Source organism: Streptomyces sp. NBC_01341 (genome assembly GCF_035946055.1).
GTDB lineage: Bacteria > Actinomycetota > Actinomycetes > Streptomycetales > Streptomycetaceae > Streptomyces.
The window spans coordinates 749,266-772,936 of sequence record NZ_CP108364.1 but is presented as its reverse complement, the minus strand read 5'-3'; the positions used below and the strand labels follow the sequence as shown (position 1 = coordinate 772,936).

At 71.1% G+C, this 23,671-nt stretch carries 24 protein-coding genes; 16 read left to right on the top strand and 8 right to left on the bottom strand.

Annotated features, from left to right (window positions below; all coding sequences use genetic code 11):
• Positions 1-29: 29 nt before the first annotated feature.
• Both OG206_RS03505 and OG206_RS03500 read left to right on the top strand, forming a co-directional pair.
• Entirely contained in the window at positions 30-1,388 is a 1,359-nt protein-coding gene (locus tag OG206_RS03505) for a wax ester/triacylglycerol synthase family O-acyltransferase (protein WP_327112042.1), read from the top strand.
• A gap of 123 nt (positions 1,389-1,511) precedes the next feature.
• Positions 1,512-2,372: an Fpg/Nei family DNA glycosylase gene (locus tag OG206_RS03500; protein ID WP_327112040.1), complete on the top strand. Its 861-nt coding sequence runs from the start codon at positions 1,512-1,514 to the stop codon at positions 2,370-2,372.
• Positions 2,373-2,381: 9 nt separating this feature from the next.
• Here OG206_RS03500 and OG206_RS32565 read toward each other — a convergent pair whose 3' ends face one another.
• Positions 2,382-2,627: a zf-HC2 domain-containing protein gene (locus OG206_RS32565; RefSeq protein WP_442805791.1), complete on the bottom strand. Its 246-nt coding sequence runs from the start codon at positions 2,625-2,627 to the stop codon at positions 2,382-2,384.
• Positions 2,628-2,771: 144 nt separating this feature from the next.
• On the opposite strand from OG206_RS32565, the gene OG206_RS03490 reads away from it, so the two are divergent.
• The 4 genes from OG206_RS03490 (at position 2,772) to OG206_RS03475 (ending at position 6,660) form a co-directional block, all read left to right on the top strand.
• Positions 2,772-3,524 (top strand): LytR/AlgR family response regulator transcription factor, encoded by a 753-nt coding sequence (locus OG206_RS03490; protein WP_327112038.1) that lies wholly within the window; start codon positions 2,772-2,774, stop codon positions 3,522-3,524.
• A gap of 63 nt (positions 3,525-3,587) precedes the next feature.
• On the top strand, positions 3,588-3,950 hold the full coding sequence (locus OG206_RS03485; protein ID WP_327112036.1) for a hypothetical protein: 363 nt from the start codon (positions 3,588-3,590) through the stop codon (positions 3,948-3,950).
• Complete coding sequence (locus OG206_RS03480; protein ID WP_327112034.1) at positions 3,947-5,437, top strand: sodium/solute symporter; 1,491 nt, start codon at positions 3,947-3,949, stop codon at positions 5,435-5,437. Before OG206_RS03485 ends, OG206_RS03480 begins: the two co-directional genes overlap by 4 nt.
• On the top strand, positions 5,434-6,660 hold the full coding sequence (locus OG206_RS03475; protein WP_327112032.1) for a sensor histidine kinase: 1,227 nt from the start codon (positions 5,434-5,436) through the stop codon (positions 6,658-6,660). Before OG206_RS03480 ends, OG206_RS03475 begins: the two co-directional genes overlap by 4 nt.
• A gap of 35 nt (positions 6,661-6,695) precedes the next feature.
• On the opposite strand, the gene OG206_RS03470 is transcribed toward OG206_RS03475, so the two are convergent.
• Positions 6,696-7,202 (bottom strand): hypothetical protein, encoded by a 507-nt coding sequence (locus tag OG206_RS03470; protein ID WP_327112030.1) that lies wholly within the window; start codon positions 7,200-7,202, stop codon positions 6,696-6,698.
• Between the two features lie 110 nt (positions 7,203-7,312).
• Between OG206_RS03470 and OG206_RS03465 the strand changes: the two genes are divergently transcribed.
• Positions 7,313-7,510 carry a zf-HC2 domain-containing protein gene (locus OG206_RS03465; RefSeq protein ID WP_327112028.1) on the top strand — a complete coding sequence of 66 codons (198 nt, stop codon included), beginning with the start codon at positions 7,313-7,315 and terminating at the stop codon, positions 7,508-7,510.
• Here OG206_RS03465 and OG206_RS03460 read toward each other — a convergent pair.
• Entirely contained in the window at positions 7,444-8,013 is a 570-nt protein-coding gene (locus tag OG206_RS03460; protein WP_327112026.1) for a sigma-70 family RNA polymerase sigma factor, read from the bottom strand. The genes OG206_RS03465 and OG206_RS03460 overlap by 67 nt on opposite strands.
• Positions 8,014-8,270: 257 nt before the next feature.
• Between OG206_RS03460 and OG206_RS03455 the strand changes: the two genes are divergently transcribed.
• On the top strand, positions 8,271-9,479 hold the full coding sequence (locus tag OG206_RS03455) for a CapA family protein (protein WP_327122168.1): 1,209 nt from the start codon (positions 8,271-8,273) through the stop codon (positions 9,477-9,479).
• 39 nt (positions 9,480-9,518) lie between these two features.
• Here the strand turns inward: OG206_RS03455 and OG206_RS03450 are convergent, their stop codons facing one another.
• The gene (locus OG206_RS03450) at positions 9,519-9,980 is read right to left on the bottom strand and encodes a universal stress protein (RefSeq protein WP_442805790.1); all 462 of its coding nucleotides are present in this window, start codon (positions 9,978-9,980) and stop codon (positions 9,519-9,521) included.
• 162 nt (positions 9,981-10,142) lie between these two features.
• Here OG206_RS03450 and OG206_RS03445 point away from each other — a divergent pair, with 162 nt between their 5' ends.
• Complete coding sequence (locus OG206_RS03445; protein ID WP_327112024.1) at positions 10,143-10,991, top strand: polysaccharide deacetylase family protein; 849 nt, start codon at positions 10,143-10,145, stop codon at positions 10,989-10,991.
• 105 nt (positions 10,992-11,096) lie between these two features.
• Here OG206_RS03445 and OG206_RS03440 read toward each other — a convergent pair whose 3' ends face one another.
• Positions 11,097-11,759 (bottom strand): class F sortase, encoded by a 663-nt coding sequence (locus tag OG206_RS03440; RefSeq protein ID WP_327112022.1) that lies wholly within the window; start codon positions 11,757-11,759, stop codon positions 11,097-11,099.
• A 313-nt stretch (positions 11,760-12,072) separates the two neighbouring features.
• Between OG206_RS03440 and OG206_RS03435 the strand changes: the two genes are divergently transcribed.
• On the top strand, positions 12,073-12,723 hold the full coding sequence (locus tag OG206_RS03435) for a hypothetical protein (RefSeq protein WP_327112020.1): 651 nt from the start codon (positions 12,073-12,075) through the stop codon (positions 12,721-12,723).
• 97 nt (positions 12,724-12,820) lie between these two features.
• On the opposite strand, the gene OG206_RS03430 is transcribed toward OG206_RS03435, so the two are convergent.
• Both OG206_RS03430 and OG206_RS03425 read right to left on the bottom strand, forming a co-directional pair.
• Positions 12,821-13,354 (bottom strand): hypothetical protein, encoded by a 534-nt coding sequence (locus OG206_RS03430; RefSeq protein WP_327112018.1) that lies wholly within the window; start codon positions 13,352-13,354, stop codon positions 12,821-12,823.
• A 185-nt stretch (positions 13,355-13,539) separates the two neighbouring features.
• Positions 13,540-14,307, bottom strand: a complete 768-nt coding sequence (locus tag OG206_RS03425) for a bestrophin-like domain (protein ID WP_327112016.1) — start codon at positions 14,305-14,307, stop codon at positions 13,540-13,542.
• Positions 14,308-15,060: 753 nt separating this feature from the next.
• Here OG206_RS03425 and OG206_RS03420 point away from each other — a divergent pair.
• From OG206_RS03420 to OG206_RS03410, 3 genes are all read left to right on the top strand, one after another.
• Positions 15,061-16,017: an SCO0930 family lipoprotein gene (locus tag OG206_RS03420; RefSeq protein ID WP_327112014.1), complete on the top strand. Its 957-nt coding sequence runs from the start codon at positions 15,061-15,063 to the stop codon at positions 16,015-16,017.
• A gap of 203 nt (positions 16,018-16,220) precedes the next feature.
• Positions 16,221-17,039: an SAM-dependent methyltransferase gene (locus tag OG206_RS03415; RefSeq protein ID WP_327112012.1), complete on the top strand. Its 819-nt coding sequence runs from the start codon at positions 16,221-16,223 to the stop codon at positions 17,037-17,039.
• Positions 17,036-19,210, top strand: coding sequence for a putative bifunctional diguanylate cyclase/phosphodiesterase (locus tag OG206_RS03410; RefSeq protein WP_327112010.1), 2,175 nt, complete (start codon positions 17,036-17,038; stop codon positions 19,208-19,210). The genes OG206_RS03415 and OG206_RS03410 overlap by 4 nt, the downstream gene beginning before the upstream one ends.
• 12 nt (positions 19,211-19,222) lie before the next feature.
• Here the strand turns inward: OG206_RS03410 and OG206_RS03405 are convergent, their stop codons facing one another.
• The gene (locus tag OG206_RS03405) at positions 19,223-20,155 is read right to left on the bottom strand and encodes a LysR family transcriptional regulator (protein ID WP_327122166.1); all 933 of its coding nucleotides are present in this window, start codon (positions 20,153-20,155) and stop codon (positions 19,223-19,225) included.
• Positions 20,156-20,251: 96 nt separating this feature from the next.
• On the opposite strand from OG206_RS03405, the gene OG206_RS03400 reads away from it, so the two are divergent.
• The 3 genes from OG206_RS03400 to OG206_RS03390 are packed head-to-tail and all read left to right on the top strand — an operon-like array spanning position 20,252 to position 23,653.
• Positions 20,252-20,959 carry a succinate dehydrogenase gene (locus OG206_RS03400; protein WP_327112008.1) on the top strand — a complete coding sequence of 236 codons (708 nt, stop codon included), beginning with the start codon at positions 20,252-20,254 and terminating at the stop codon, positions 20,957-20,959.
• Position 20,960: 1 nt separating this feature from the next.
• Positions 20,961-22,910, top strand: coding sequence for a fumarate reductase/succinate dehydrogenase flavoprotein subunit (locus OG206_RS03395; RefSeq protein WP_327112006.1), 1,950 nt, complete (start codon positions 20,961-20,963; stop codon positions 22,908-22,910).
• Complete coding sequence (locus OG206_RS03390) at positions 22,907-23,653, top strand: succinate dehydrogenase/fumarate reductase iron-sulfur subunit (protein ID WP_327112004.1); 747 nt, start codon at positions 22,907-22,909, stop codon at positions 23,651-23,653. Before OG206_RS03395 ends, OG206_RS03390 begins: the two co-directional genes overlap by 4 nt.
• The last annotated feature ends 18 nt before the right edge of the window (positions 23,654-23,671 follow it).

The following is a 23,671-nucleotide window of genomic DNA, read 5'->3' as shown; positions in this document are numbered from 1 at the left end:
CGTTCCGTTGTCGACGACGCGAGGCCCCGTTGAGTACCGAGCTCCTGGCACCTCTTGATCTGGCTTTCTGGCACCTCGAAACCGATGCCCATCCGATGCACCTCGGCGCTCTGGCCGTGTTCGAGGCCGCGCCCGGTGCGCAGCCGCGCGAGCTGCTCGAACTGCTCGGAACCCGCGCCGCCGCCATCCCCCGGCTGCGCATGCGGGTGCGCGACGTCCTGCTCCCCGTCGGGGGCGCGGCGTGGTTCACCGACAAGGACTTCGACGTGCACCGGCACGTCAAGCGGATCGTGCTCAGCGGGGACGACTTCATGCCGCAGGCGACGCGGCTCGCCGGTGAGCTCATGGAGCAGCCGCTGGAAAGGGGCCTGCCCCCCTGGCAGATGTACCTGCTGGACAGCGTGGGCGACGGCCCGTTCGCCGTGCTCGTCAAGCTGCACCACGCCCTCGCCGACGGGATGCGGGCCGTTGCCATCGGCGCCGGCATCTTCGACCAGATCGCGTCCGCCGCGGCCGGCCGGGGTGCGGTGCGCCGCCTGAACCCGGTGCCGCCCCGTTCGTGGCTGCCCGGCCCGTACGAAGCCGCGGGGATGGCGCTGGACCGGCTCGGCGACGTACGCCGGGCGCTGGGAGTCGGGGCGTCCGTCGTCCGGGCCAGCCGGCTCGACCTCCGCGGATCGACGGCCCTGACGGCGCGCTCCAGCGGGACGCGCCGGCTGGCCACCGCCGAGCTCGACGCCGGCACGGTGCAGCGCATCCGCCGTACCGAGGGTGGCACGGCCAACGACGTCCTCCTCGCCCTGGTCGCCGGAGCGCTCCGCCGCTGGATGCTCGAACGGGGCGAGGCCCTCCCGGGCGTGGATCCGCGCGCCCTCGTGCCCGTGTCGCGCCGCCGGCCGGGTGGCGCGGCGACCGGCAACAGGCTCTCCGCCTACCTCCTCGGGCTTCCCGTCGGAGAACCCGACCCCCGCGAGCGTCTGCGACTCGTACGTACGGGGATGGACCGCAACAAGGCGGCCGGGCCCCTGCGCGGGGCGGGCGCGGTCGCCGTACTGGCCGATCAGCTGCCCGCGCTGGCACACCGGTTCGGTGCGCCGCTGGCCGGAAACGCGGCCCGGATGCTCTTCGACGTCCTCGTCACCAGCGTGCCGCTGCCGCGGTCGGCCCTCTCGCTCGGCGGCTGCCCCCTGCGCGCCGTCTATCCCATGGCGCCGCTGGCCTGTGGCCAGTCGCTCGCCGTCGCTCTCTCCACCTACGGCGGACGGGTACAGGTCGGACTCGTGGCCGACGGCAAGGCGCTCCCCGACCTCGACCGGCTGACCGCCGCGGTGCACGAAGAGCTCCGCGAACTGCACGCTCTCCTGCCGACGGTGCCCGCTCCCGCGTGACAGCACGCGGTCGCGGGGCCGGACCCGCGCCGGGACGCGCCCACGCCGACGCACCCCGCACGGCCCACGGGACGACGAGCGGCCCGGTGGGCGTCCGCGCGCCCGTTGCGGCAGGCTGGGGGCATGCCCGAACTGCCGGAAGTCGAAGCCCTGCGGGACTTCCTCGACGACCACCTGGTCGGCAAGGAGATCGCCCGCGTCCTCCCGCTCGCGATCAGCGTCCTGAAGACGTACGACCCGCCGCCGGCCGACCTGGAGGGATCCACCGTCACCTCCGTGACCCGGCACGGCAAGTTCCTCGACATCGCGGCCGGCCCCCTCCACCTGCTCATCCACCTCGCGCGCGCCGGCTGGCTGCAGTGGAAGGACAGCTTCCCCGCGACTCCGCCACGGCCCGGCAAGGGACCGCTCGCGCTGCGCGTGCAACTCGCCGGGGGCGACGGCTTCGACCTGACGGAGATGGGCACCACCAAGCGACTCGCCGTCCACCTGGTACGCGACCCCGCCGACGTCCCCGGGGTCGCACGACTCGGCCCCGACCCGCTCGCGGACTCCTTCGACCGGGACGCGTTCGCGACGCTGCTCGGCGGGGAACGCCGGCAGATCAAGGGAGCTCTGCGGGACCAGTCGCTGATCGCGGGCATCGGCAACGCCTACAGCGACGAGATCCTGCACGTCGCGAAGATGTCGCCCTTCAAACTCACCACGTCCCTCGGCGACAACGACATCACCCACCTCTACCACGCGATGCGCACGACGCTCCAGGAAGCCGTCGAACGCTCCCGGGGCGTCGCGGCGGGCCGGCTCAAGGCCGAGAAGAAGAGCAGCATGCGCGTCCACGGCCGTACCGGCCTGCCCTGCCCCGTCTGCGGTGACACCGTGCTGGAGGTGTCGTTCAGCGACTCCTCGCTGCAGTACTGCCCCACCTGCCAGACCGGGGGTAAACCCCTCGCCGACCGCAGGCTCTCCCGCCTGCTCAAGTAGCCCGCCCGGTCAGCCCCGCCGGCGTACCCGCTCCAGCCACCGGGGCCCCTGCGCACCGGCCGTCGAAGGTGCGGCGCCGGCCGGCATCCGGTGCGAGTAGGCCACCAGCCGGTCCACCACCTCGTCGAACTCACGCACCTGGATCACACACACGGAACACCACGTCAGGTGCTCCTCGAAACGAAAGGCGTCGGCAGCCCCGAGCACCCCGAGTGCGTAGGCTCCGGCGTCGCGGTGAGGTTCGATGGCGCGCATGCACTCAGGTACGCGACGGACCCGGGAATCACTCAAGCCGCAGCACCCGGACAGCACGTGGTCTCCTCCCCGCGGATCAGGGCTCCGGAACCGGGGGGTGCGAGCGCGGCGCGATTCGTACAAGAGGCCCTAAACTCCGGCCTCATGCTGCGCGTACTCGCCGTCGACGACGAAGAACCCGCCCTGGAAGAGCTCCTCTACCTCCTGCGCGCCGACCCCCGCATCCGCAGCGCCGAGGGCGCCACCGGCGCGACCGAGGCGCTGCGCCGCATCGGCGGAGCCGTCGACGCCGGACCGGACGATCCCTCGGCGATCGACGTCGTGTTCCTCGACATCCACATGGCGGGCCTGACCGGACTCGACGTGGCCCAGCTCCTGGCCGGTTTCGCCGCACCTCCGCTGATCGTCTTCGTCACCGCGCACGAGGGCTTCGCCGTGCACGCCTTCGACCTCAAGGCGGTCGACTACGTCCTCAAGCCGGTCCGCCGCGAGCGCCTGGCCGAAGCCGTACGCCGCGTCGCCGAACAGGTCGGCGAACGCACCGCCCCCGTCCACGACACCGCGGCCGGCCAGGTCGCGGTGGAACTCGGGGGAGTCATCCGCTTCGTGCCCGTCGACGACATCGCGTACGCCGAGGCGCAGGGCGACTACGCCCGTCTGCACACCGCCACCGGCAGCCACCTCGTCCGCATACCGCTCACCACCCTCGAGGAACGCTGGCGCTCCCGGGGATTCGTCCGCATCCACCGTCGCCACCTCGTGGCGCTGAACCGCATCGACGAACTCCGGCTCGACGCGGGCAGCATGAGCGTCCGCATCGGGGCGGCCGAACTCGCCGTCAGCCGTCGGCACACCAGGGCCCTGCGGGACCTCCTGATGCGGCAGACCGGCCGCTGACCTGGGCCTACCCGACCCCGGCCCCTTCCCAGCCGGCCCCCGCGCCGCCTACACTCCGGGCCCATGTCCGCAGAGAGCACGCCCCGGCGCGAGGTGGTCACGGGCGAGCCCCGGCGGGTGCGTCCGCTGCCCCGCTACCGCGCACAGTCGGAGATCGACGAGCAGACGGCGCTCGGCGGCGCCTACGTGCGTTCGCTGATGCGCAGCCAACTGCGGGCCGGACTGACCGCCTTCGCCGTGCTCGCGCTCGTCGCCGGCACACTGCCGCTCGTCTTCGAGGCGCTGCACAGCAACACCGTCGTCTGGGCGGTGCTCGGATTCGCCACCTACCCGCCCCTCACCCTGGCCGGCTGGTGGTACGTCCGCAGGGCGGAACGCAACGAGCGCGACTTCGCCCGGCTCGTGGAAGGACGCCCCGCACCGTGAGCACCCCGGGGCATCCGGCAGCGGTGGCCGCTGTCGCCCTCGTCGTCCTGGCCACCGTCCTCGTGGGCGGCTTCGGGCTGCGGATCTCCCGCACGACCTCCGACTTCTACGTCGCCTCGCGCACCGTGCGGCCGCGCCTCAACGCCGCGGCGATCAGCGGTGAGTACCTCTCCGCCGCGTCCTTCCTCGGTATCGCGGGCCTGGTCCTCGTGCACGGCCCCGACATGCTCTGGTACCCGGTCGGGTACACCGCCGGTTATCTGGTCCTGCTGGTCTTCGTCGCGGCGCCACTGCGCCGCTCGGGGGCGTACACCCTCCCCGACTTCGCGGAGGGGCGGCTCGAATCGCGGCAGGTCCGCCGGCTGGTGAGCGTGTTCGTCGTGGGTGCGGGCTGGGTGTACCTGGTGCCGCAGCTCCAGGGCGCCGGGCTCACCCTGAAGACCCTCACGGGCGCGCCCGGCTGGCTCGGCGACGTACTCGTCGCCTCCGTCGTCGTGATCGCCGTCGCGGCCGGGGGGATGCGGTCGATCACGTTCGTCCAGGTCTTCCAGTACTGGCTGAAGCTCACCGCGCTCCTGGTGCCCGCGATCTTCCTCGTCATCGCCTGGCAGGGCGACGGCCGCCCCCGTGTGACCTTCGACGAACAGATCTCCGTCTTCCGGGCCGACCATCCGCTCTACGCGACGTACGGGCTGATCGTGGCGACCTTCCTCGGCACGATGGGGCTGCCCCACGTCGTCGTCCGCTTCTACACCAGCCCCAACGGCCGCGACGCCCGCCGCACCACCGTCGCCGTCCTCGCCCTGGTCGGCCTGTTCTACCTGCTGCCCCCCGTCTACGGGGCCCTGGGGCGGCTGTACGCGCCCGAGCTCATGCACGGCGGTGACGCCGACGCCGCGGTGCTGCTGCTGCCCGCCCGGGTCATCGGCGGCCTCGGCGGCGATCTGCTCGGCGCGCTCCTGGCGGGCGGGGCGTTCGCGGCGTTCCTGTCCACGGCCTCCGGGCTCACCATGGCCGTCGCCGGTGTGATCACCCAGGACGTCCTGCCCTCCCGGGGGGTACGGCACTTCCGGCTGGCCACCGTCCTGGCCATCGCGGTCCCGCTGGCGGGCTCGCTGCTGGTCAGCCGCGTGCCCGTCGCCGACGCGGTGGGCATGGCCTTCGCGGTCTCCGCATCCTCCTTCTGCCCGTTGCTCGTCCTCGGCATCTGGTGGCGCCGCCTCACCCCGCCCGGCGCCATCGCCGGACTGCTGCTCGGGGGCGGCTCCGCCCTGCTCTCCGTGGCCATCACCGTCAGCGGGGCGGTGCGCCCGCCGGGCTGGCCGCACGCCCTGCTGGCCTGGCCGGCCGTGTGGTCCGTACCGGTCGGCTTCCTCGCCATGGTCCTGGTCTCCCTCGCCACCCCGGGCCGCATACCGCCGGGCACCAACGCCGCCATGACCCGCTTCCACCTGCCGGAGGCGCTCACGTCGGGGCGCGGCCGGTGACCGGGGCAGGGGTCGCCGCCATCGCGGTGCTGGCCCTGCTGCTGTTCGGCACTGGATTCCTGCTCGGGCGCACCGCCCGCCCCGTGCGCACCAGCGACGTGGGCACACCCGTCGAACACGCCACCTTCGAGACCCTGCACACCGCCTCTCTCGCCGCGCCCCCGCTGCGCGCCGGGCTCACGGAGGAGAGCGCGCGCCGCTCCGCGCGGGGGCTGCGCTCGCTGCTGGGCACGGACGCCCTCTGCCTGACCGACCGCGACCGGGTGCTCGTGTGGGACGGAGAGGGTGAGCACCACGGCAAGGACGTGATGCACCACGTCGAGGGCCTGCTGGCCAGCGGCCGCGACACCGCCTTCCACACCGACTGCGGTGACGTCGACTGCCCGCTGCGCTGGGCCGTCGCCGTGCCCCTGACGGTCGATCACCGTGTCCTCGGCACCCTCGTGGCCTACGCGCCCCGCGAGTCGGCGGTGCTCGCCAGAGCCGCGGGAGAGGTGGCCCGCTGGGTGTGCGTACAGCTGGAACTCGCCGAGCTCGACCGGTCCCGCACGCAGCTCATCGAGGCGGAGATCAAGGCGCTGCGGGCCCAGATCTCCCCGCACTTCATCTTCAACTCCCTCGCGGCCATCGCCTCGTTCGTCCGAACCGATCCCGAGCAGGCGCGTGAACTCCTGCTGGAGTTCGCCGACTTCACCCGCTATTCGTTCCGCCGGCACGGTGACTTCACCACCCTCGCCGACGAACTGCACTCCATCGACCAGTACCTCGCGCTGGTCCGGGCCCGATTCGGCGAGCGGCTGTCCGTCACCCTCCAGGTCGCCCCCGAGGTCCTCCCCGTCGCGCTGCCGTTCCTGTGCCTCCAGCCCCTGGTGGAGAACGCGGTCAAGCACGGTCTGGAGGGGGCCGTCACCCACCTGCGGGCACCCGGCACGATCCGGGGCGGAGACGCTCCGATCCGCATCACGATCAGTGCGCTGGACGCCGGTGCGGAGGCCGAGGTGGTCATCGAGGACGACGGGACGGGGATGGATCCCGAGCGCCTGAGGCAGATCCTGCGGGGCGAGGGCGGCACCTCCAGCGGTGTCGGCCTGCTCAACGTGGACGAGCGGCTGCGTCAGGTGTACGGCGACGACTACGGGCTCGTCATCGAGACGGGCGTCGGCGCGGGGATGCGGATCACGCTGCGGATCCCCAAGTACCGTGCGGGAGTGCACGGTTCGTGATCCGCCCGCGGCCACCCCCGCGCGCTTCCGGTGTCTCAGTACAGGTGGACGGCCAGATGACCGAGGGGCAGCCCGAGCTGCCACGCCGGCGTCCAGACCTGCGCCTCGCCGTCCTCGGTGCCCAGCGGCTCCCACTGCTGCGGACCGATGGCGTCGAGGTCCGCGGCCAGCAGTTCGGTCTCCTCCAGCCACCGCCAGGCCGCCCGCGCCATCACCAGGTCGGGATCGGTCCGCCCGTCGGCGGGGGTGGGCCGCTCCAGAGCCTCCAGCCGGGCGCAGACCCATCTGCGCCACGCCGCGCCGTACGCGGTGAGCAGCCGCAGCTCGTCCACCCGCACGGCGGGCAGTTCCTCGGCAGCCGCCCCGTCGGAGAGGAAGATCGTGAGGGCGAGCGCGTCGCGCCCCGCCCGGAACTCCAGGGTGGTCGGCTCCATGAGGTCACCGGTCACGAGCAGTTCGTCGGCGATGTACTCGGAGTACATCCATGCCATCGGGACCGGCAGCCCGCCCCCGCCGGTTTCGTCGCAGTAATCGGGACGCATCCCGTCTCGCCTCTTTCGTCTACTCGGCACCGGCCACACGCAGCATTGAACCGGGGGCGCGTGCCCCGCGTGGGCAGAAGGGCAGGATCCGTCGGGAGATTCGAGGTGTGATGACCGCCGACCGCGGCGACGACCCGCACGTACGGCAGTCGCTGGGCGCCTACGTGCTCGATGCCCTGGCCGCCGGCGAGAGCGCTCCGGTCGCCGCGCACCTCCAGAGGTGCGCCGCGTGCGCGGCCGCCTATGTGGAGGTCGCGGAGGCGGCGTCCCTGCTGGGGCTGGCGGACGAGGAGGACCTGCTCGAGTAGCCGGGAAGGTTGCGCGACAGGACGCGCAGCGCGTAGTACGAACGGGACTTCACGGTGCCGGCCGGTATCCCGAGTGCCAGCGCCGTCTCGCCCACGCTGAGCCCGCGGAAGTAGATCTGCACCAGCACCGCCCGGTGCTCCGGGCTCAGAGTCCGGACGGCTTCACGGACGTCCAGCGAGCGGGCCGCGGCCTCAGCGGTGTTGTCGCGGGCGGGCGCCGTCTCGAGGACCACGTCACTGACCTCGGCCGGCCGCGCCTGGCGGGACCGCCTCGCGTCGATGGCCAGGCGCCGTGCGACGGTGAACAGCCACGGCCGCATCGACTCGTAGGGGGCGTCGAACGCTTCGGGGTGCTGCCAGGCGCGTACGAGCGTCTCCTGCAGCAGGTCCTCGGCCCGCTGCCGGTCACCGAACGTCAGCCCCAGCAGGAAGTGGAGGAGTGCGGGGCCGTGTTCGCGCTGCATCCGGGCGAGGGCCCGTTCATCTGTCGTCGCGGTGATCATGGTGAACGTCCTTTCCCGAAGAGGCCCCTGACGCCTCGCTCCCGCCTGGCGTATACGAACGCATCAAGGCGCGGGGGAACAGGCGGTGCACCGAGGCGTGCGCCGAGCGGTCGCACGGAGCGGCGAATGGTGCGGTGAACGGTCACCCGACTCCGATACGGCCGATTCAGGTACTTCGTCATTTTTGTCCTTGACTCGGCGGTATGGATATATGTGTAGTCGGGTGGCTGAAACTGTCCGACCTGGGAGTCGTGCTGATGACGAAGCGCATCCGACCGAGTGCGGCGATCGCCGTCGCCGGCCTGCTCGCCACGGCGACGGCCTGCTCCGGCCCGCCCTCATCGCCCCCCGGCTTCGCGGGCCGTCATCTCACCGCCGTGCACGGCGCGAACGGTGCGGGCGGTGGCGGGGGAGGTGCCTTCACGCTGCTGGCCGCCGGGGGCATCCTGCCGGACACCCCGCTCATCGACCGGGCGGCACAGGACGCCGACGGACAGGGATACGACTTCCGCCCGATGCTGAAGGGTGCGGCCCGGGCCGTCTCGAAGGCGGATCTGGCCATCTGTCACATGGAGACGGTGTACGGACAGCAGGGAGGCCCGTACACGGGCGCTCCCGCCTTCATGTCGCCGCCCGAGGTCGCGACGGCACTGCGCGCCACAGGCTTCGACTCGTGCTCCACCGCGTCCGACCACAGCCTGGACGACGGCGCCAGGGGTATCGGACGGACGCTCGACGCCCTGGACGAGGCAGGCGTCGCCCATACCGGCTCAGCCCGTTCGGCGGCGGAGGCGTCCCGCCCCGCCCTGCTCGGAGCGGGCAAGGGCAAGGATGCGGCGAAGGTCGCCCATCTCGCCTACACCTATGGCACCTCAGGTGCCCAGATGCCGGCAGGACAGCCGTGGGCGGTCGGTCTGATCGACAGGGCGCGCATCGTCGCGGACGCGAGGAAGGCCCGTGAGGCCGGTGCGGACGTGGTGGTCGTCTCCCTGCACTGGGGCACCGAGTGGCAGGACGCACCCGACGGCGCCCAGCGCACCCTCGGCCGCGAACTGACGGCCTCCGCCACCGGCAGGCGTCCCGACATCGACCTGATCGTCGGCACCGCTCACGTCCCGCAGGCGTACGAGAAGGTCAACGGCACCTGGATCGTCTACGGCACGGGCAACCAGATCGCCGGTCCCACGGCCGATCACGACGGGGCTCAGGACCCGCGGGCCGGGGAGAGTTCCATGGGCCGCTTCACCTTCGCGCCGCCGGCGAAACCCGGGGAGCGCTGGACCGTGAGCAAGGCCGAATTCGTACCGCAGTGGTTCGACCCGGCGGCGGGCCGGATCGTCGGCCTCGCCCCGGCGTCGGTCGAGGCGGGTCCGGGAGGCGCTGACCTGCCCGGGATCCACGACCGCATCGAGCGCGTCGTGCTCAGTCGCGGCGCCGGCCAGGACGGACTCGTCGAAGGACGCTGATCTGCGGGCGGAGACGGGCCCTGCCGGCCGGAGGAGCCGCTAAGGCACCACGGTGACCGGCCAGCGCCCGGCCTTCACCAGGCGCACCGCGACGGAACCGACGAAGCGGTGCCCGGCGGACTCCGACGCGCCCACCACCACGGCGTCCGCCTTCAGTTCGTCGGCCGCCGTGACCAGTCCGTTGTACGGATCACCACGGAACGTGTGGAACTCCCAGCGGACGCTCCATATGTCCTTGAGCCGCTCGGTCGCGCTTCTGATCTCGTGCACCAGTCCCTCCGCGACCTCCCCGGTGGCGTCGCCGACCGGCGCTCCTAGGGCGGCGCCGGCCGCCATCACCGGCTGGACGTAGACGAGTGCGAGCATCGCGTTCTGCCGACGTGCCAGGCCCGCGGCATACGCGGCGGCCCGCATCGAGGACTCGGAACCGTCGAGGCCCGCGACGATCACCTTGGGGCCGTCCGTGCCGCGCTCGAAACGGTCTTCATGCTGCTCTTTCACGGCCCCGAGGGTAGCCGCTGCCCTCGCGCGCGCCGCCGCCGCCTCCACCGGGGGCGCGGCCCGCCGGAGCCACCGCGTGTGCACTGCATCCATCGGGTGCAAAACGTGACATCCCATGTGTCGGCGAGTGGTGCGGGCGCAACTCCGTGCGAGCAGTTGTTCATGAAGCATGATCAGATTTCAGCGGACCGTCGCACCCTGCTGCGTCTTGGCCTCGCCCTGGGCGCCACCACGGCCGTGCACATGATCGCGGCGGATCCGGCGGGCACCCCCGCGCGCCCGGGCGGCGAGCCGCCGCCGGCCCCGGCGGCGGGGCCTCCGGCCAGTGCCCAGGCGGGTCCGGGTGACTACCGGCTGCGGCCCATGACCGCGAGCACCCCGTCCCGCTTCCGGCCCGCCCCGCCGCCCATCCGCACCCGGCCGTTCGAGGAGCTGCCCGAACTGGGGGACGACGCCATGGTCCTCAGCTTCGACGACGGCCCCGACCCGCGGTACACCCCGGACATCCTGGCCGTCCTGCGCCGGTACGACGTCCGCGCGATGTTCTTCCTGTGCGGAGAGATGGCGGCCGACAACCGGGATCTGCTCCGCGAAATGGCCGACGACGGCCACGTGGTCGGAAACCACAGCTGGTCCCACCCGCTGATCCCGAAGCTCTCGAGGGCCGGCATCCGCAAGGAACTGGGCAGCACGAGCGAGGTGATCGAGAAGACACTCGGCGCACCGCCGCTCTGGTACCGGGCCCCCTACGGCGCGTGGAACCGCAACTCATTCGAGATCGGCGCCTCGATGGGCATGGAGCCGATGGCGTGGACGGTCGACACCCTGGACTGGACCGAGCCGGGTACCGACACCATCGTGCGCAGGGTCAAGAAGGGCGCGGCGCCGGGCGTGGTGGTCCTCTCGCACGACGCGGGCGGCAACCGGTCCCAGAGCGTCGCGGCCCTGCGGCGGTACCTGCCCGCGCTCATCGAGAGGGGGTATCGCCCGACGGTCCCGCGGCGGGTCTGAGTGCGGGGGAGTACGGCGGCGGGGCGTGCCGCGTGTCCGCCACCGCCCCGGGGCGGACTCGGGGCCCTGGGGCGGGCCCGGGCGGGGTGAGCACCCGGGCACCTGTCAGCGCGTCTCGACGAGCCGGGCGAACACCACCACGTTGCCGTCGTATCCGTTGGCCTTGGTGTAGCCTCCGCCGCACGTGATGACGCGCAGCTCGGCGTGCCCGGTGTCGCCGTACACCCGGGGGCCCGGGAAGTCGTTCTTGGCGAACACCTCGACGCCGTAGATCTCGAACACCGCGGTGCGGTTGTCGTAACGGGACACCTCGATGTGCTGCCCCTTGCCGAGCGAGCCGAGTCCGTAGAAGACGGCGGGGCCCGCCAGGTTGTCCACGTGGCCGACCAGGACGGAGGTTCCACGCTGGCCGGGTGCGATGCCGTTCTGGTACCAGCCGACGAGGTTGGGGTCCTGGGCGGGCGGTGCCTCGATCCAGCCGGCGGGGTCCAGACTGACGTCCACGATCGGGGCGTCGACCTGGATCGAGGGGATCTGTACGCGCTCGGCCGGGGCGTACGCCAGGGGCTGCACCGGCTCGCCGTCGGCCGGGCCGGACGGAGGCGTGTCCCGCGGGCCGGCCACCGAGGCCGCGGCGGCGGGTTGCGGTGGTCCGGGTGAGGTCTCGGCGCCGTTGCGCATCAGCGCGAGCCCGGTGAGCATCACCAGGGCGATCGCGCCCCACGGTGTGTACCTGATCCGCTCCCCGCCCCACTGGTCCCGGCCCATGGTTCTCCCTTCGTCGCGACATCGCCACGCTAGGCGGGGGCATTCGGGGCGGCTATCGGAGAAGGGCGAACGGGTGGGGCCCACCGCACCGTCTTCTCTTCGGAGTAATGAGCGCATAAAAGTTCTGACAGTCCGTGACCTGCGGGTCCGTCAGATTTCGGGTACATCCCGCGGCGTGTCGGCTGCCGACGTGGACCAGCGCCGACGTGCGTGGCTCGCGGCATGTGGTGAGGGTTCGTCATGGGATGCGTTCTCTTCGACAGATCCCGGAGAATCAGGACTCCGGGGCGCGCTTCCCGCTGGAGGTTCAACGATGCGTGCTTCACGCGCTCTCGCGGTGACCGCGACCGCCTTCGCGGCGGTCGGGCTGGCAGCCCCGCTGGCCGCCGCCGGCGGCGGCCCGGGCAGCAACCCGAGCAACTTCCCGACCAACGTCACCGTCAACCCGTCCTCGGTCCACCAGGGCGCCACGATGCAGGTCAGCGCGGAGGGCTGCGGCCGTTCCGGGGGCAAGGTGTGGTCGAACGCCTTCCCGACGGTGAACCTCTCCCCGGGCCGGGTCGGTTACGCCACGGCACACATCCGCAACGACGCGACGCCGGGGCAGTACAGCCTGTCGGTGCGGTGCAACAACAGTGACAACAACTTCGGTGGGGGCAACGGCGGCAACGGGGGTGACGGCGGCAACGGCAACGACCGCGGCAACGACCGGGGCAACGGCAACGGCAACGGCAGCGACCGCGGCGACCGCGGCAACGACTCCGGCAACCGCGGTGACCAGAACGACTCGGTCGCCACGGCCCGCTTCACCGTGCTCCCGTCCCGCGGCGCGCAGGGCGGCCTCGGTGGTTCGATGGGTCCCAGCTCGGTCGAGATGCAGGTGGGCGGCGGACTCGTCGCCGCGGCAGCCCTGGGTGGTGCCGTCTTCGTCGTCCGTCGCCGGATGAGCAATGCGGCGATCTGACGCGTCGAACCTCCTGCCCGGCCCGATACGCCCGTCGCCCCGAGTCCTGGACCAGGACCCGGGGCGACTGTCGTATGCGGGGAAGAGTGCCGTGCCGTCAGTGCTGACGGCCGGTGCGCCGCTTGCGCAGGACATGGAGCGCGCCGGCCGCAGCCGACGCCACCAGAGCCGACCCGGCGGCGATCTCCGCGGGGTCCATGGTGTCGACGCTGCCACCGAGGCCACCCAGCACCCCGTTGGGAGAGGCGGTGGAGCTGGTGGTGGGCGAGGTCGTGGGGGCGCTGGTCGAGCCCGAAATCGTCAGGTTCGCCGACCGGGTGGTCGTGCCGCAGCGGAAGGTCACCTCGTAGACAGCACCGCTCCTGGCCTCCCGGTCGACCGTGGCGGTCGCCGACCTGCCCCGCGGGATGGTCGTCGTGTCGAACACACCCGAGAACGCGGTCGCGTCACTGGTGCAGCCTACGGCGCCGAGGGTGACCGAGCCTCCCGGGGCGACCGTCGAGGGGGTGATGGTGGGAGTGAACGAGGTGGACGTGCCGCCGGTGAGCGAATGGGCCGATGCGGCAGGTGCCATCGACAGGAAGGCGGCGGCGCCCAGCAGGGCGACGGGTGCGACACGTATCGCGCGCATGGTGAATCCTCCGGGTCCCGAGGGGCAGCCGCGGAACGGGTTTCCGCGAGGTATGAGAAATGCACCTCGATTGCCGAAACGGTAGAAGCGCCGCATATCACCCGCGATCGGGGTCAGGCGAATGGGGCAGCCTTGTCCCCCGGCCGGCGGACCGGGCCGGGGGACCGGTGGGGCCCGATGCGTACCTATCCGCCCGTGGCGCGGGGGAACAGGTCGACGAACGGGGCGGTCGTCGCCGAGATGCCCCGGCCGAAGGGGGCGTCGAAGTCCCAGATCAGGAAGAGCAGGAAGGCGATGAGGACGCTGAAGAGGCCGGCCAGCAGCAGTTCGCGGAAGGTTCTGCGGATCTGGAGCGTGAAGATCAGTCCGACCGTGACCAGGGCTCCCGTGATCAGGCCGAACCAGACGACCCCCGGCATGGTCGCGCCCGCGTTCTGCCCCCGCGACCCCCGGGCGTCGTCGACGGCGGCCACCTGGTCCACCAGTGGCTGGTAGGCCTGCCCCTCGTGGTCCGTGCGGGGCTTGTACTCGGTGACGTCGGCACGCACCCGGTCGAGGAGCCTGGTGCCCTCCTCGGTGAGCGCCCCGTGATCCGTCATGTACCTCCATTCGTCACCCACGACATGTGCCACGTAGGCGTCGACGTCGCTGCGGATACGGTCGCGGACCTCGGCCGGGTAGACGGCCGACCGGGCGCTGACCTCGTGCAGGGCCTGTGCCTCCAGGCGTACGGACTCCTGGGCGGCGCTGCGGCCCTCCCAGACACCGGCGATGGCGAGGCCGAGGACGATCGCGTAGACCACGCCGATCATCATCGTCATGTACTCGATGACGTCGGGCGTCTCGGAGGGGTCGTCGTCCTCCGCGATCCGGCGGTTGCTGAGGACTGCGATGGTCAGGACGACGGCACACGCCGACGCCATGGCAATGGTCAGAACAAGCCATTCCGACATGGGATCCCTTCCTGGGTCAGCGGGACGAGCGGGGGCGCAGCACGGCCACGGCGAACACGGCCGGTGCGGTGATCAGAAGGGTGAGAGACACCAGTGACGGTCCGGACCGGGGTGTCTTGCGGGGTGGCTTGCGGTAGGTCGGCAGCGCCACGGGTGCCGGCGGTGCGGGGCGTGCGCTGGGCGGAGGCGGTGCGGGTTTCGGCTTTGGCGGAGGTGGCGGTGGCGCGGGTGGAGGGGGAGGTTCCGGCGCCGGTGCGGGCGGAGGTGGCGGCGGGGGTGGAGGCGGTGGCGGCGGGGGTGGAGGTGGCGGAGGGGGAGGGGGAGGGGGAGGCGGGGGCGGTGGGGGTGGAGGCGGCGGCGCCGGTTCGGGTTCGGGCTCGGCGATGACCGCCGTGCACCGCCCTTCGCCCGAGACGGCGATGGACGATCCGTCCTCCCCCTGCCCGATGGAGGCCACCGCGCAGTCGTCACCGAAGGCGGGCGGGGGGACGGCGAGCAGCACGAGCAGGGTGGTCGCTGTCAGCCGCCATATGCGTGATCCGTACACGCCGGGGAGCATGTTCCCCGCAGCCGCCGGACACGCGGCCGACGGAGGTGATTCGCCTGATGGTGGGGACATTCGGCGACTCGCGTTTGCGCCCGGCAAAAGTTTCTCGGTGAGGTATTGAACACCTGGACCCCACCCGCCCGTACCTAGGGCCACGAAAGGCGCGGACTCGCGTCCCGGACGGCAGAAGGACTACGGGAGTCGACATGAATACCTGGCGGAACGCCTCTCTCGCGGTGACCGCGGCGGCCCTGTTGGCGCTGACGACGGCGTGCGGTCAGGAGCAGGGCACCGCGTCGCCCAACGGCCAGTCGGTGGGCAACGCGGCCGCCCAGCAGCCGGCCGACAGCGGATACGGCTCGGACGGCGGCTACGGATCCGATGTGGGGGCCGACAGCGCACCCAAGGAGGCCGGCCAACTCGCGGTGTGGGACAGCAAGAAGCTCGGCGAGGTGCTGACCGACAGCGAGGGCTTCACGCTCTACCGCTTCGACAAGGACACCGCCGAGCCGCCCAAGTCGAATTGCGAGGGCGACTGTGCCAAGACGTGGCCGGTGGTCTCGGCGGGCAACGCCACGGCCGCCGCGGGAACCGATGCCGAGCTCATCGGGGAGGTGACGCGCGCCGACGGCACCAAGCAGCTCACCGTCGGCGGCTGGCCGATGTACCGCTACGCGAAGGACACCGGCCCCGGGGAGACCAACGGCCAGGGCGTCGGCGGCACGTGGTTCGTCTCGGCTCCCGACGGGAAGAAGGCGGTGGCCAACGCGGACGGAGCGGGTGCCGATCAGCCGGCCGATCTCGCGGGACTTTCGGTCCGAAAGGATCCGAAACTCGGCGACATCGTGGTGGACAAGCGGGGTATGACGGTTTACCGCTTCAAGAAGGACTCGGCGTGGCCGATGAAGTCCGCCTGCACAGGTGAGTGCCTCAAGAAGTGGCCGGTGGTCAGTCCCGTGTCGAAGAATGACGTCGACGGAGTCACCACGAAGGGATTCGTCACCTTCAACCGGCCCGACGGCATCAAGCAGCAGTCGATCGACTGCTGGCCGGTGTACACGTTCTCCGGTGACGCGAAGCCGGGGGACACCAACGGTCAAGGCGTCGGGGGCACATGGTACGCGGTCTCGCCCGAGGCGAAGCTCGTGGGAGCCCCGAAGTAGCCGCCGGAAGACCCCGCGGTGCCGGTCCGTCGCCGCATGCGCACGCGCAGCGACGGACCGGCCGCACATGCCTGCGGTGTGTGACCAATAACGGATCTCTAATTTCCGTTTCCACTCGCTCTCCTGGCGGTCGATCAGTAGCCTCTGGTCAACACTGACCATGAACATGGCCGGATCGCCGTGGCGACTTGTTGGAGACATCGATGGAGCGTCCCGCCTGGGCACCGCAGGGCATTGACATCTCGGTGCCGAGCGTGTCTCGCATGTACGACTTCTATCTGGGCGGTTCGCACAATTTCGAGGTGGACAGGGAAGCGGCCCGCAAGGCCATGGAGTTCATGCCGGGACTGCCCAAGGTCATGCAGGCGAATCGCGCGTTCATGCGGCGGGCCGTGCAGTACGCCACCGCTTCGGGCGTCCATCAGTTCCTGGACATAGGCTCCGGTATCCCGACCTTCGGCAATGTGCACGAGGTCGCCCAGGCCAACGACCCGGAATCCCGGATCGTCTACGTCGATCACGACCCGGTCGCGGTCGCGCACAGCCAGGCGGTCCTGGAGGGCAACGAGCGGGCGGTCGTCGTCGCCGCGGATCTCCGCGCGCCCAAGGAGATCCTGGAGAACCCGGAGATCAACGGCCTTCTCGATCTCGACAAGCCGGTGGCGTTGCTGCTGGTCGCGGTCCTCCACTTCATCGAGGACGCCGACGATCCCTACGGCGCGGTCGCGGAGCTGAGCGCGGCACTGGCCCCCGGCAGCCTGCTGGTCCTGACCCACGCCTCGTACGAGGGAATCCCCCTCTCCCAGGAGGAGGCGGGCGGGACGGTCGGCGTCTACCGCAACATCCGTAACCCGCTCGTCATGCGGACCCGCGCCGAGGGCGCCCGCTTCTTCGAGGGGTTCGAGATGGTCGAGCCCGGCCTGGTCTCCATGCCCGACTGGCGCCCCGAGTCCCCCGAGTCCCGTGCGCAGGAGGACCCCTTCGCCTTCTCGGGCTTCGCCGGGGTTGGACGCAAGGCGTGAGCATTCCCGCCCAGTCGTCCGGCGCGCCGGACGCGGAACCCGACGGCCCAGAAGGCCGCCTACGGAGATTCGCCACCATCTGGAGCCGGGCGATCTTCCCCTCCACGGCCACCTCCCTGACCCGGCCGGAGTTCGAGGAACACCTGCTGCCGCTCGCCCGGGAGCTGGACCGGGCCCTGCACGCGCGGGTCTTCGACGCCACGCCCGCACACGGTGTGGGGGCCTCCCTGGTCGCCGCACACTGCACGGACCCCGACGCGCTGAGTTCCACGCTCGGCGTCGTCGACTCCTACCTCGTGCTCTACTGCGGCGGCAACGGTCCGGTCGAGCTGTCGACGGAGGACAGCCGGGCACGCTGCGCGCGCATCCAGCACGCGCTCGCCGGCGGCTTCAGTCAGGCGCTTCGCGAGCGGACGCTCGCCGAACAGGAGGCGATCGCCCGCTCGGCCCTCACGGCCCGCTCGCACGCCGAGCAGGCCCTGCACGCCACCGAGGCACGCTTCCGCGCGGTCTTCAAGGACGCCGCCGTGGGGATCGGCATCGCCGATCTCGACGGGAACATCCTGGAGATCAACGACACCCTCACCAAGATGTTCGGCGGTCTGGAGAACCACGTCCGCAGCCACAAGGTGAACGAGTGGGTCCACCCCGAGGACTCGCCGCACGTCTGGAAGTACTACGAGGAACTGGTGCGTGGCGAGCGCGAGCACTACAGCGTCGAGAAGCCGTACTACCGCAACGACGGCACGGTGCTGTGGACCAACCTCACCGTGTCCCTGCTGCGGGACGCCGAGGGCCGGCCCGAGTACCAGCTCGCCCTGATGGAGGACACGACCGAGCGACGGCTGCTCAACCTGCGCCTGCGCTACGAGGCCACGCACGACGCGCTCACCGGTCTGCCCAACCGCACGCTGTTCTTCGAGCGGCTCGAGAAGGCGCTCGCACCGAGGGACGGCATGCGCTTCGGGCTCTGCTACCTCGACCTGGACGGCTTCAAGGCGATCAACGACAGCCTGGGCCACGCTGCCGGGGACCGGCTCCTGGTCGAGGTCGCCGACAGGCTGCAGAGCTGCGCGACCGCCCCCGGCGAGATGGTGGCCCGGCTCGGCGGCGACGAGTTCGTCGCCCTCACGACCGGACCGGGCACCCAGGACGAGGTCCACGAGCTCGCCGGCCGGATCCTCTCGGCGCTCGCCACGCCGGTCCGTCTCGACGGCCGGGAGCTGACGGTACGGGGATCCGTCGGCGTGGTCGAGGGTCCGTCGGGCGAACGCTCCGCGGCGGAGGTGCTGCGGAGCGCCGACATCACGATGTACCGGGCCAAGGCGGCGGGCGGAAACCGCTTCGCGCTCGCCGACGCCGAGGCCGACGCCCGCGCCATCACCCGGCACGGGCTCACCACAGCCCTGCCCACGGCGCTCGACCGCGGCGAGTTCTTCATCGAGTACCAGCCGCTGGTGCACCTCGGTGACGGAAGCGTGCACGGTGCGGAGGCGCTGGTCCGGTGGTGCCATCCCCAGCACGGGGTGCTCGGCCCGGACCGGTTCATCCCGCTCGCCGAGCACACCGGGCTGATCGTGCCGCTCGGCCGCTGGGTGCTGGAGGAGTCCGTACGGCAGGCGAACTTCTGGCAGGAACGTCACACCGACGGCGGCCCCCTGCGCATCAACGTCAACCTCTCACCGACGCAGCTGCACCATCCCCGGCTGGTCGCCGAGACCGTGGACGTCCTGGAGCGCTCGGGCCTGGAGCCGGGTGCCCTCTGCCTGGAGGTCACCGAGTCCGCGCTGATCGGTGCCGACGACGATCTGCTCAAGCCGCTGCGCCAGCTGGCCGAGATGGGTGTCGACATCGCGCTGGACGACTTCGGCACCGGTTACTCGAACCTGGCGAACCTGCGCCGTCTGCCGGTGAGCGTGCTGAAACTGGACCGTTCCTTCACCCAGGGCATGCAGCACCATCCCGCCGATCCCGTCGACCTGAAGATCGTCGAGGGCATCGTCTCCCTCGCGCACAGCCTGGACCTCGCCGTCACGGTCGAGGGTGTCGAGACCCGGGCCCAGGCGGAGCAGCTGCGACAGCTCGGCTGCGACACCGCCCAGGGCTGGTACTACGCGCGTCCGGGCGCCCCGGACGCGATCCACGCGCTGCTCCTGGCCGACGCGGTCTGACGGGTTCGTCCCTCAGCCGCCGGCCGGGTGCGCCCCGTCGGCGGCCGTGGGTGCGACGTGCGGTTTTGACCCCAGCAGCATCCGCTGCAACTCGCGGGCCGCACGCGGCGGTTCGACGTCGCTGCGGTGCGCGAGGGCGATCGTGCGCCGCAGCGACGGGGTGGCCAGCGGTGTCGTACGCAGGTCCTGGCCCGCCCGGACGGCGACCATGCTGGGCACCACGGCGATTCCTAGGCCGGCCCGGACGAAGCCCAGGACCGCGTCCATCTCGCCGCCCTCGACCGTGAACGTGGGCTCGAAACCTTCCGCGCGGCAGGCGGCGACCGTCAGCTCGCGGAGGTCGTAGCCGTGCCGGAACATCACCAGCGGTTCGTTCTCGAGGTCGGCGACCGTCACCGATCCCCTGCGCCCCGGTGCCGGGCGGGAGGCCGGCGAGACCACCACGAGGTCCTCCTGCAACAGCTCCACCGTGGTCAGCGCCGGTGAGCCGGCGGGCAGCGGCAGGACGAGCAGCGCGAGGTCCAGGGCGCCACGTGCCAGTTGCCGTACCAGGTCGTGGGACCCCCCCTCCTCGATGAGCAGCTGGATTCCGGGGTGGGCGCCGTGGAAGGAGCGGAGCACGTCCGGCAGCAGGCCCGTGCAGACACTCGGGGTGGCGCCGAGCCGGATCCGGCCCCGGCGCAGCTGCACGAGCTCCTGCACCTCGTGCCGCGCGGTGTCCGCGTCCGCGAGAATCCTGCGGGCCAGTGGCAGCAGGGCCTCTCCGGCGTCGGTCAGCGCGATGTTTCCCCGGGCCCGGCTGAAGAGTTCGGCGCCCAGTTCGTTCTCCAGGGCCTTGATCTGCTGCGAGAGCGAGGGCTGTGACACATGCACGTCCTCGGCGGCCCGGGTGAAGTGCCTGGCCTCGGCCACCGCGACGAAATAGGCGAGCTGCTGGAAGTGCATGAGGACGACCATAAGCCATCCCATAGGAAACACCTATGGACATGACTGGTTTCATGTCTTGGACTGATGGTGCCCTTTGGATCTAGCGTCGTGCCCATGGCATTGGCAACGCGGGCGGACCGACGGCCGTCCATGACGCGTACGCTCTGGGACTCGTCCGTCGGCAAGAAGACGATCATGGCTGTGAGCGGCCTGATCATGCTCGGTTATCTGGTCGTCCACATGCTGGGCAACCTGAAGATCTTCTTCGGATCCGACGAGTTCAACCACTACGCGCATTGGCTCAGGACCCTCGGCGAGCCCTTCCTGCATTACGAGTGGGCGCTCTGGATCATCCGCGTCGTGCTCGTCGCGGCCGTCGTCCTGCACGCCGTCTCCGCATACCAGCTGAGCCGCCGGGACCTCCGGGCCCGACCGACCGCCTATGTGCACAAAAGGGCGCGTGCGAGTTATGCCACGCGCACCATGCGCTACGGCGGGGTGATCCTCGCGCTCTTCATCGTGTGGCACATCCTCGACCTGACGACCGGCACCGTGCACTCCGGCGGATTCCAGTCCGGCCACCCGTACCAGAACGTGCTCGACACCTTCTCGACCTGGTGGGGCAACGTCGTCTACATCGTCGCCGTGCTCGCCCTCGGCCTGCACGTCCAGCACGGATTCTGGAGTGCGGCACAGACCCTGGGGGTGGGCAACGCGACCAGGGACCGCGTCCTGAAGACCCTCGCCAATGCCCTCGCAGTGGTGCTGACGGCCGGTTTCGTCTCCGTGCCCGTCGCCGTGATGACCGGAGTGGTGAGCTGACATGCGCGACTACACGAACTACACGACCGGCGAACCCGTCGTCGACGCCAAGGCGCCCGACGGTCCGGTCGCCGACCGCTGGGACACCCGCCGCTTCCAGGCGAAGCTCGTGAACCCGGCCAACCGCCGCAAGCACACCGTCATCGTCGTCGGCACCGGCCTGGCAGGCGGCTCGGCAGGCGCGACGCTCGCCGAACAGGGCTACCACGTCGTCCAGTTCTGCTTCCAGGACTCGCCGAGGCGGGCCCACTCCGTCGCCGCCCAGGGCGGTATCAACGCGGCCAAGAACTACCGCAACGACGGTGACTCGGTGCACCGGCTCTTCTACGACACCGTCAAGGGCGGCGACTTCCGCGCCAGGGAGTCCAACGTCCACCGTCTGGCGGAGATCTCCGTGGAGATCATCGACCAGTGCGTCGCCCAGGGCGTCCCCTTCGCCCGTGAGTACGGCGGCCTCCTCGACAACCGCTCCTTCGGCGGCGTCCAGGTCTCCCGCACCTTCTACGCCCGCGGCCAGACGGGGCAGCAGCTCCTCCTCGGCGCCTACCAGGCGCTCTCCCGGCAGATCGCGGCCGGCAACGTCGAGCTGCACGCCCGTACGGAGATGCTCGACCTGATCGTCGTCGACGGCAAGGCACGCGGCATCGTGGCCCGCGACCTCGTCACCGGCAAGATCGACACCTACTTCGCCGACGCGGTCGTCCTGGCCAGCGGCGGCTACGGCAACGTCTTCTACCTGTCGACGAACGCCATGAACTCCAACGCCACCGCCATCTGGCGGGCCCACCGCCGCGGCGCCTACTTCGCCAACCCCTGCTTCACCCAGATCCACCCCACGTGCATCCCGCGCACGGGCGACCACCAGTCGAAGCTGACGCTCATGAGCGAGTCGCTGCGCAACGACGGACGCATCTGGGTCCCGAAGGCCAAGGGCGACGACCGCCCGGCGAACGAGATCCCCGAGGACGAGCGCGACTACTACCTGGAGCGCATCTACCCGGCCTTCGGCAACCTCGTGCCCCGCGACATCGCCTCGCGCGCCGCCAAGAACGTCTGCGACGAGGGGCGGGGTGTCGGGCCCGGCGGCCAGGGCGTCTACCTCGACTTCGCGGAAGCCATCGCGCGGATGGGCCGGAAGAAGGTCGAGGAGAAGTACGGCAACCTCTTCGACATGTACGCCCGCATCACCGCGGAGAACCCGTACGAGACGCCCATGCGGATCTATCCGGCCGTCCACTACACGATGGGCGGGCTCTGGGTCGACTACGACCTCCAGACCACGATTCCCGGCCTCTTCGCGATCGGTGAGGCCAACTTCTCCGACCACGGCGCCAACCGGCTCGGGGCCTCGGCGCTGATGCAGGGACTCGCGGACGGCTACTTCGTCCTGCCGTCCACGATCAACGACTACCTGGCCCGCAACCCCCACGCCGAGGAGATCGACGCCGGCCACCCCGCCGTCACCGAGGCCGTCGCCGAGACCGAGGACCGGCTCAACCTGCTCCTCGCGGTCGACGGGGACCGTACCCCCGACTCCTTCCACCGCGAGATCGGCGAACTCATGTGGGAGTTCTGCGGAATGGCCCGGACCGAGGCAGGGCTGCGCAAGGCCCTCGACAGGATCCCGGAGATCCGCGAGGAGTTCTGGCGCCGCGTCAAGGTGCCCGGCACCGGCGAGCAGTTCAACCAGTCGCTGGAGAAGGCCAACCGCGTCGTGGACTACCTGGAGCTCGCCGAGCTGATGTGCCTCGACGCGCTGCACCGGGCCGAGTCCTGCGGCGGCCACTTCCGTGAGGAGTCCCAGACCCCGGACGGTGAGGCCGCCCGGCGCGACGAGGAGTTCTCCTACGCCGCGGCCTGGGAGTTCAGCGCCACCGGCGACGCCCCCGTCCTGCACAAGGAAGACCTCGTCTTCGAGTACGTCCACCCCACTCAGCGGAGCTACGCATGAAGCTCACCCTGCGCGTATGGCGCCAGCAGAACGCCGAGGCGCCCGGCGCCATGGCCACCTACGAAGTCGACGGCATCTCCCAGGACATGTCGTTCCTGGAGATGCTCGACACCCTCAACGAGGATCTCATCCTCAGCGGGGACGAGCCCGTCGCCTTCGACCACGACTGCCGCGAGGGAATCTGCGGCGCCTGCAGCCTCGTCATCAACGGCGACGCCCACGGACCGGAGCGGACCACCACCTGTCAGCTCCACATGCGGTCCTTCGACGACGGCGACACCATCGACATCGAGCCGTGGCGGGCCTCGGCCTTCCCCGTGGTCAAGGACCTGGTCGTCGACCGGTCCTCCTTCGACCGGATCATCCAGGCCGGCGGTTACATCTCCGCGCCCACCGGCACGGCGCCGGACGCGCACGCCACCCCGGTGCCCAAGCCGGACGCGGACTCCGCCTTCGAGCACGCCGAGTGCATCGGGTGCGGTGCCTGCGTGGCAGCCTGCCCGAACGGCTCGGCGATGCTCTTCACCTCGGCGAAGATCAACCACCTCAACGTCCTTCCGCAGGGTGCACCCGAACGCGAGACCCGTGTCCTCGACATGGTGGCGACCATGGACGACGAGGGCTTCGGCGGCTGCACCCTCACCGGTGAATGCGCCACGGCCTGCCCCAAGGGCATTCCGCTGCCGTCGATCACCGCGATGAACAAGGAGTGGCTGCGGGCCACCCGCAAGGTCCGCCGCTGATCCGCGGGACGGTTCCGA

Coding starts and splice junctions, on each gene's coding strand:
- OG206_RS03455 (WP_327122168.1), top strand. CDS start 8,271: ATGACGAAGCGCATCCGACCGAGTGCGGCGATCGCCGTCGCCGGCCTG.
- OG206_RS03445 (WP_327112024.1), top strand. CDS start 10,143: ATGAAGCATGATCAGATTTCAGCGGACCGTCGCACCCTGCTGCGTCTT.
- OG206_RS03420 (WP_327112014.1), top strand. CDS start 15,061: ATGAATACCTGGCGGAACGCCTCTCTCGCGGTGACCGCGGCGGCCCTG.
- OG206_RS32565 (WP_442805791.1), bottom strand. CDS start 2,627: ATGCGCGCCATCGAACCTCACCGCGACGCCGGAGCCTACGCACTCGGG.
- OG206_RS03430 (WP_327112018.1), bottom strand. CDS start 13,354: ATGCGCGCGATACGTGTCGCACCCGTCGCCCTGCTGGGCGCCGCCGCC.
- OG206_RS03395 (WP_327112006.1), top strand. CDS start 20,961: ATGCGCGACTACACGAACTACACGACCGGCGAACCCGTCGTCGACGCC.
- OG206_RS03405 (WP_327122166.1), bottom strand. CDS start 20,155: ATGCACTTCCAGCAGCTCGCCTATTTCGTCGCGGTGGCCGAGGCCAGG.
- OG206_RS03390 (WP_327112004.1), top strand. CDS start 22,907: ATGAAGCTCACCCTGCGCGTATGGCGCCAGCAGAACGCCGAGGCGCCC.
- OG206_RS03460 (WP_327112026.1), bottom strand. CDS start 8,013: ATGATCACCGCGACGACAGATGAACGGGCCCTCGCCCGGATGCAGCGC.
- OG206_RS03470 (WP_327112030.1), bottom strand. CDS start 7,202: ATGCGTCCCGATTACTGCGACGAAACCGGCGGGGGCGGGCTGCCGGTC.
- OG206_RS03500 (WP_327112040.1), top strand. CDS start 1,512: ATGCCCGAACTGCCGGAAGTCGAAGCCCTGCGGGACTTCCTCGACGAC.
- OG206_RS03435 (WP_327112020.1), top strand. CDS start 12,073: ATGCGTGCTTCACGCGCTCTCGCGGTGACCGCGACCGCCTTCGCGGCG.
- OG206_RS03485 (WP_327112036.1), top strand. CDS start 3,588: ATGTCCGCAGAGAGCACGCCCCGGCGCGAGGTGGTCACGGGCGAGCCC.
- OG206_RS03415 (WP_327112012.1), top strand. CDS start 16,221: ATGGAGCGTCCCGCCTGGGCACCGCAGGGCATTGACATCTCGGTGCCG.
- OG206_RS03465 (WP_327112028.1), top strand. CDS start 7,313: ATGACCGCCGACCGCGGCGACGACCCGCACGTACGGCAGTCGCTGGGC.
- OG206_RS03440 (WP_327112022.1), bottom strand. CDS start 11,759: ATGGGCCGGGACCAGTGGGGCGGGGAGCGGATCAGGTACACACCGTGG.
- OG206_RS03490 (WP_327112038.1), top strand. CDS start 2,772: ATGCTGCGCGTACTCGCCGTCGACGACGAAGAACCCGCCCTGGAAGAG.
- OG206_RS03425 (WP_327112016.1), bottom strand. CDS start 14,307: ATGTCGGAATGGCTTGTTCTGACCATTGCCATGGCGTCGGCGTGTGCC.
- OG206_RS03400 (WP_327112008.1), top strand. CDS start 20,252: ATGGCATTGGCAACGCGGGCGGACCGACGGCCGTCCATGACGCGTACG.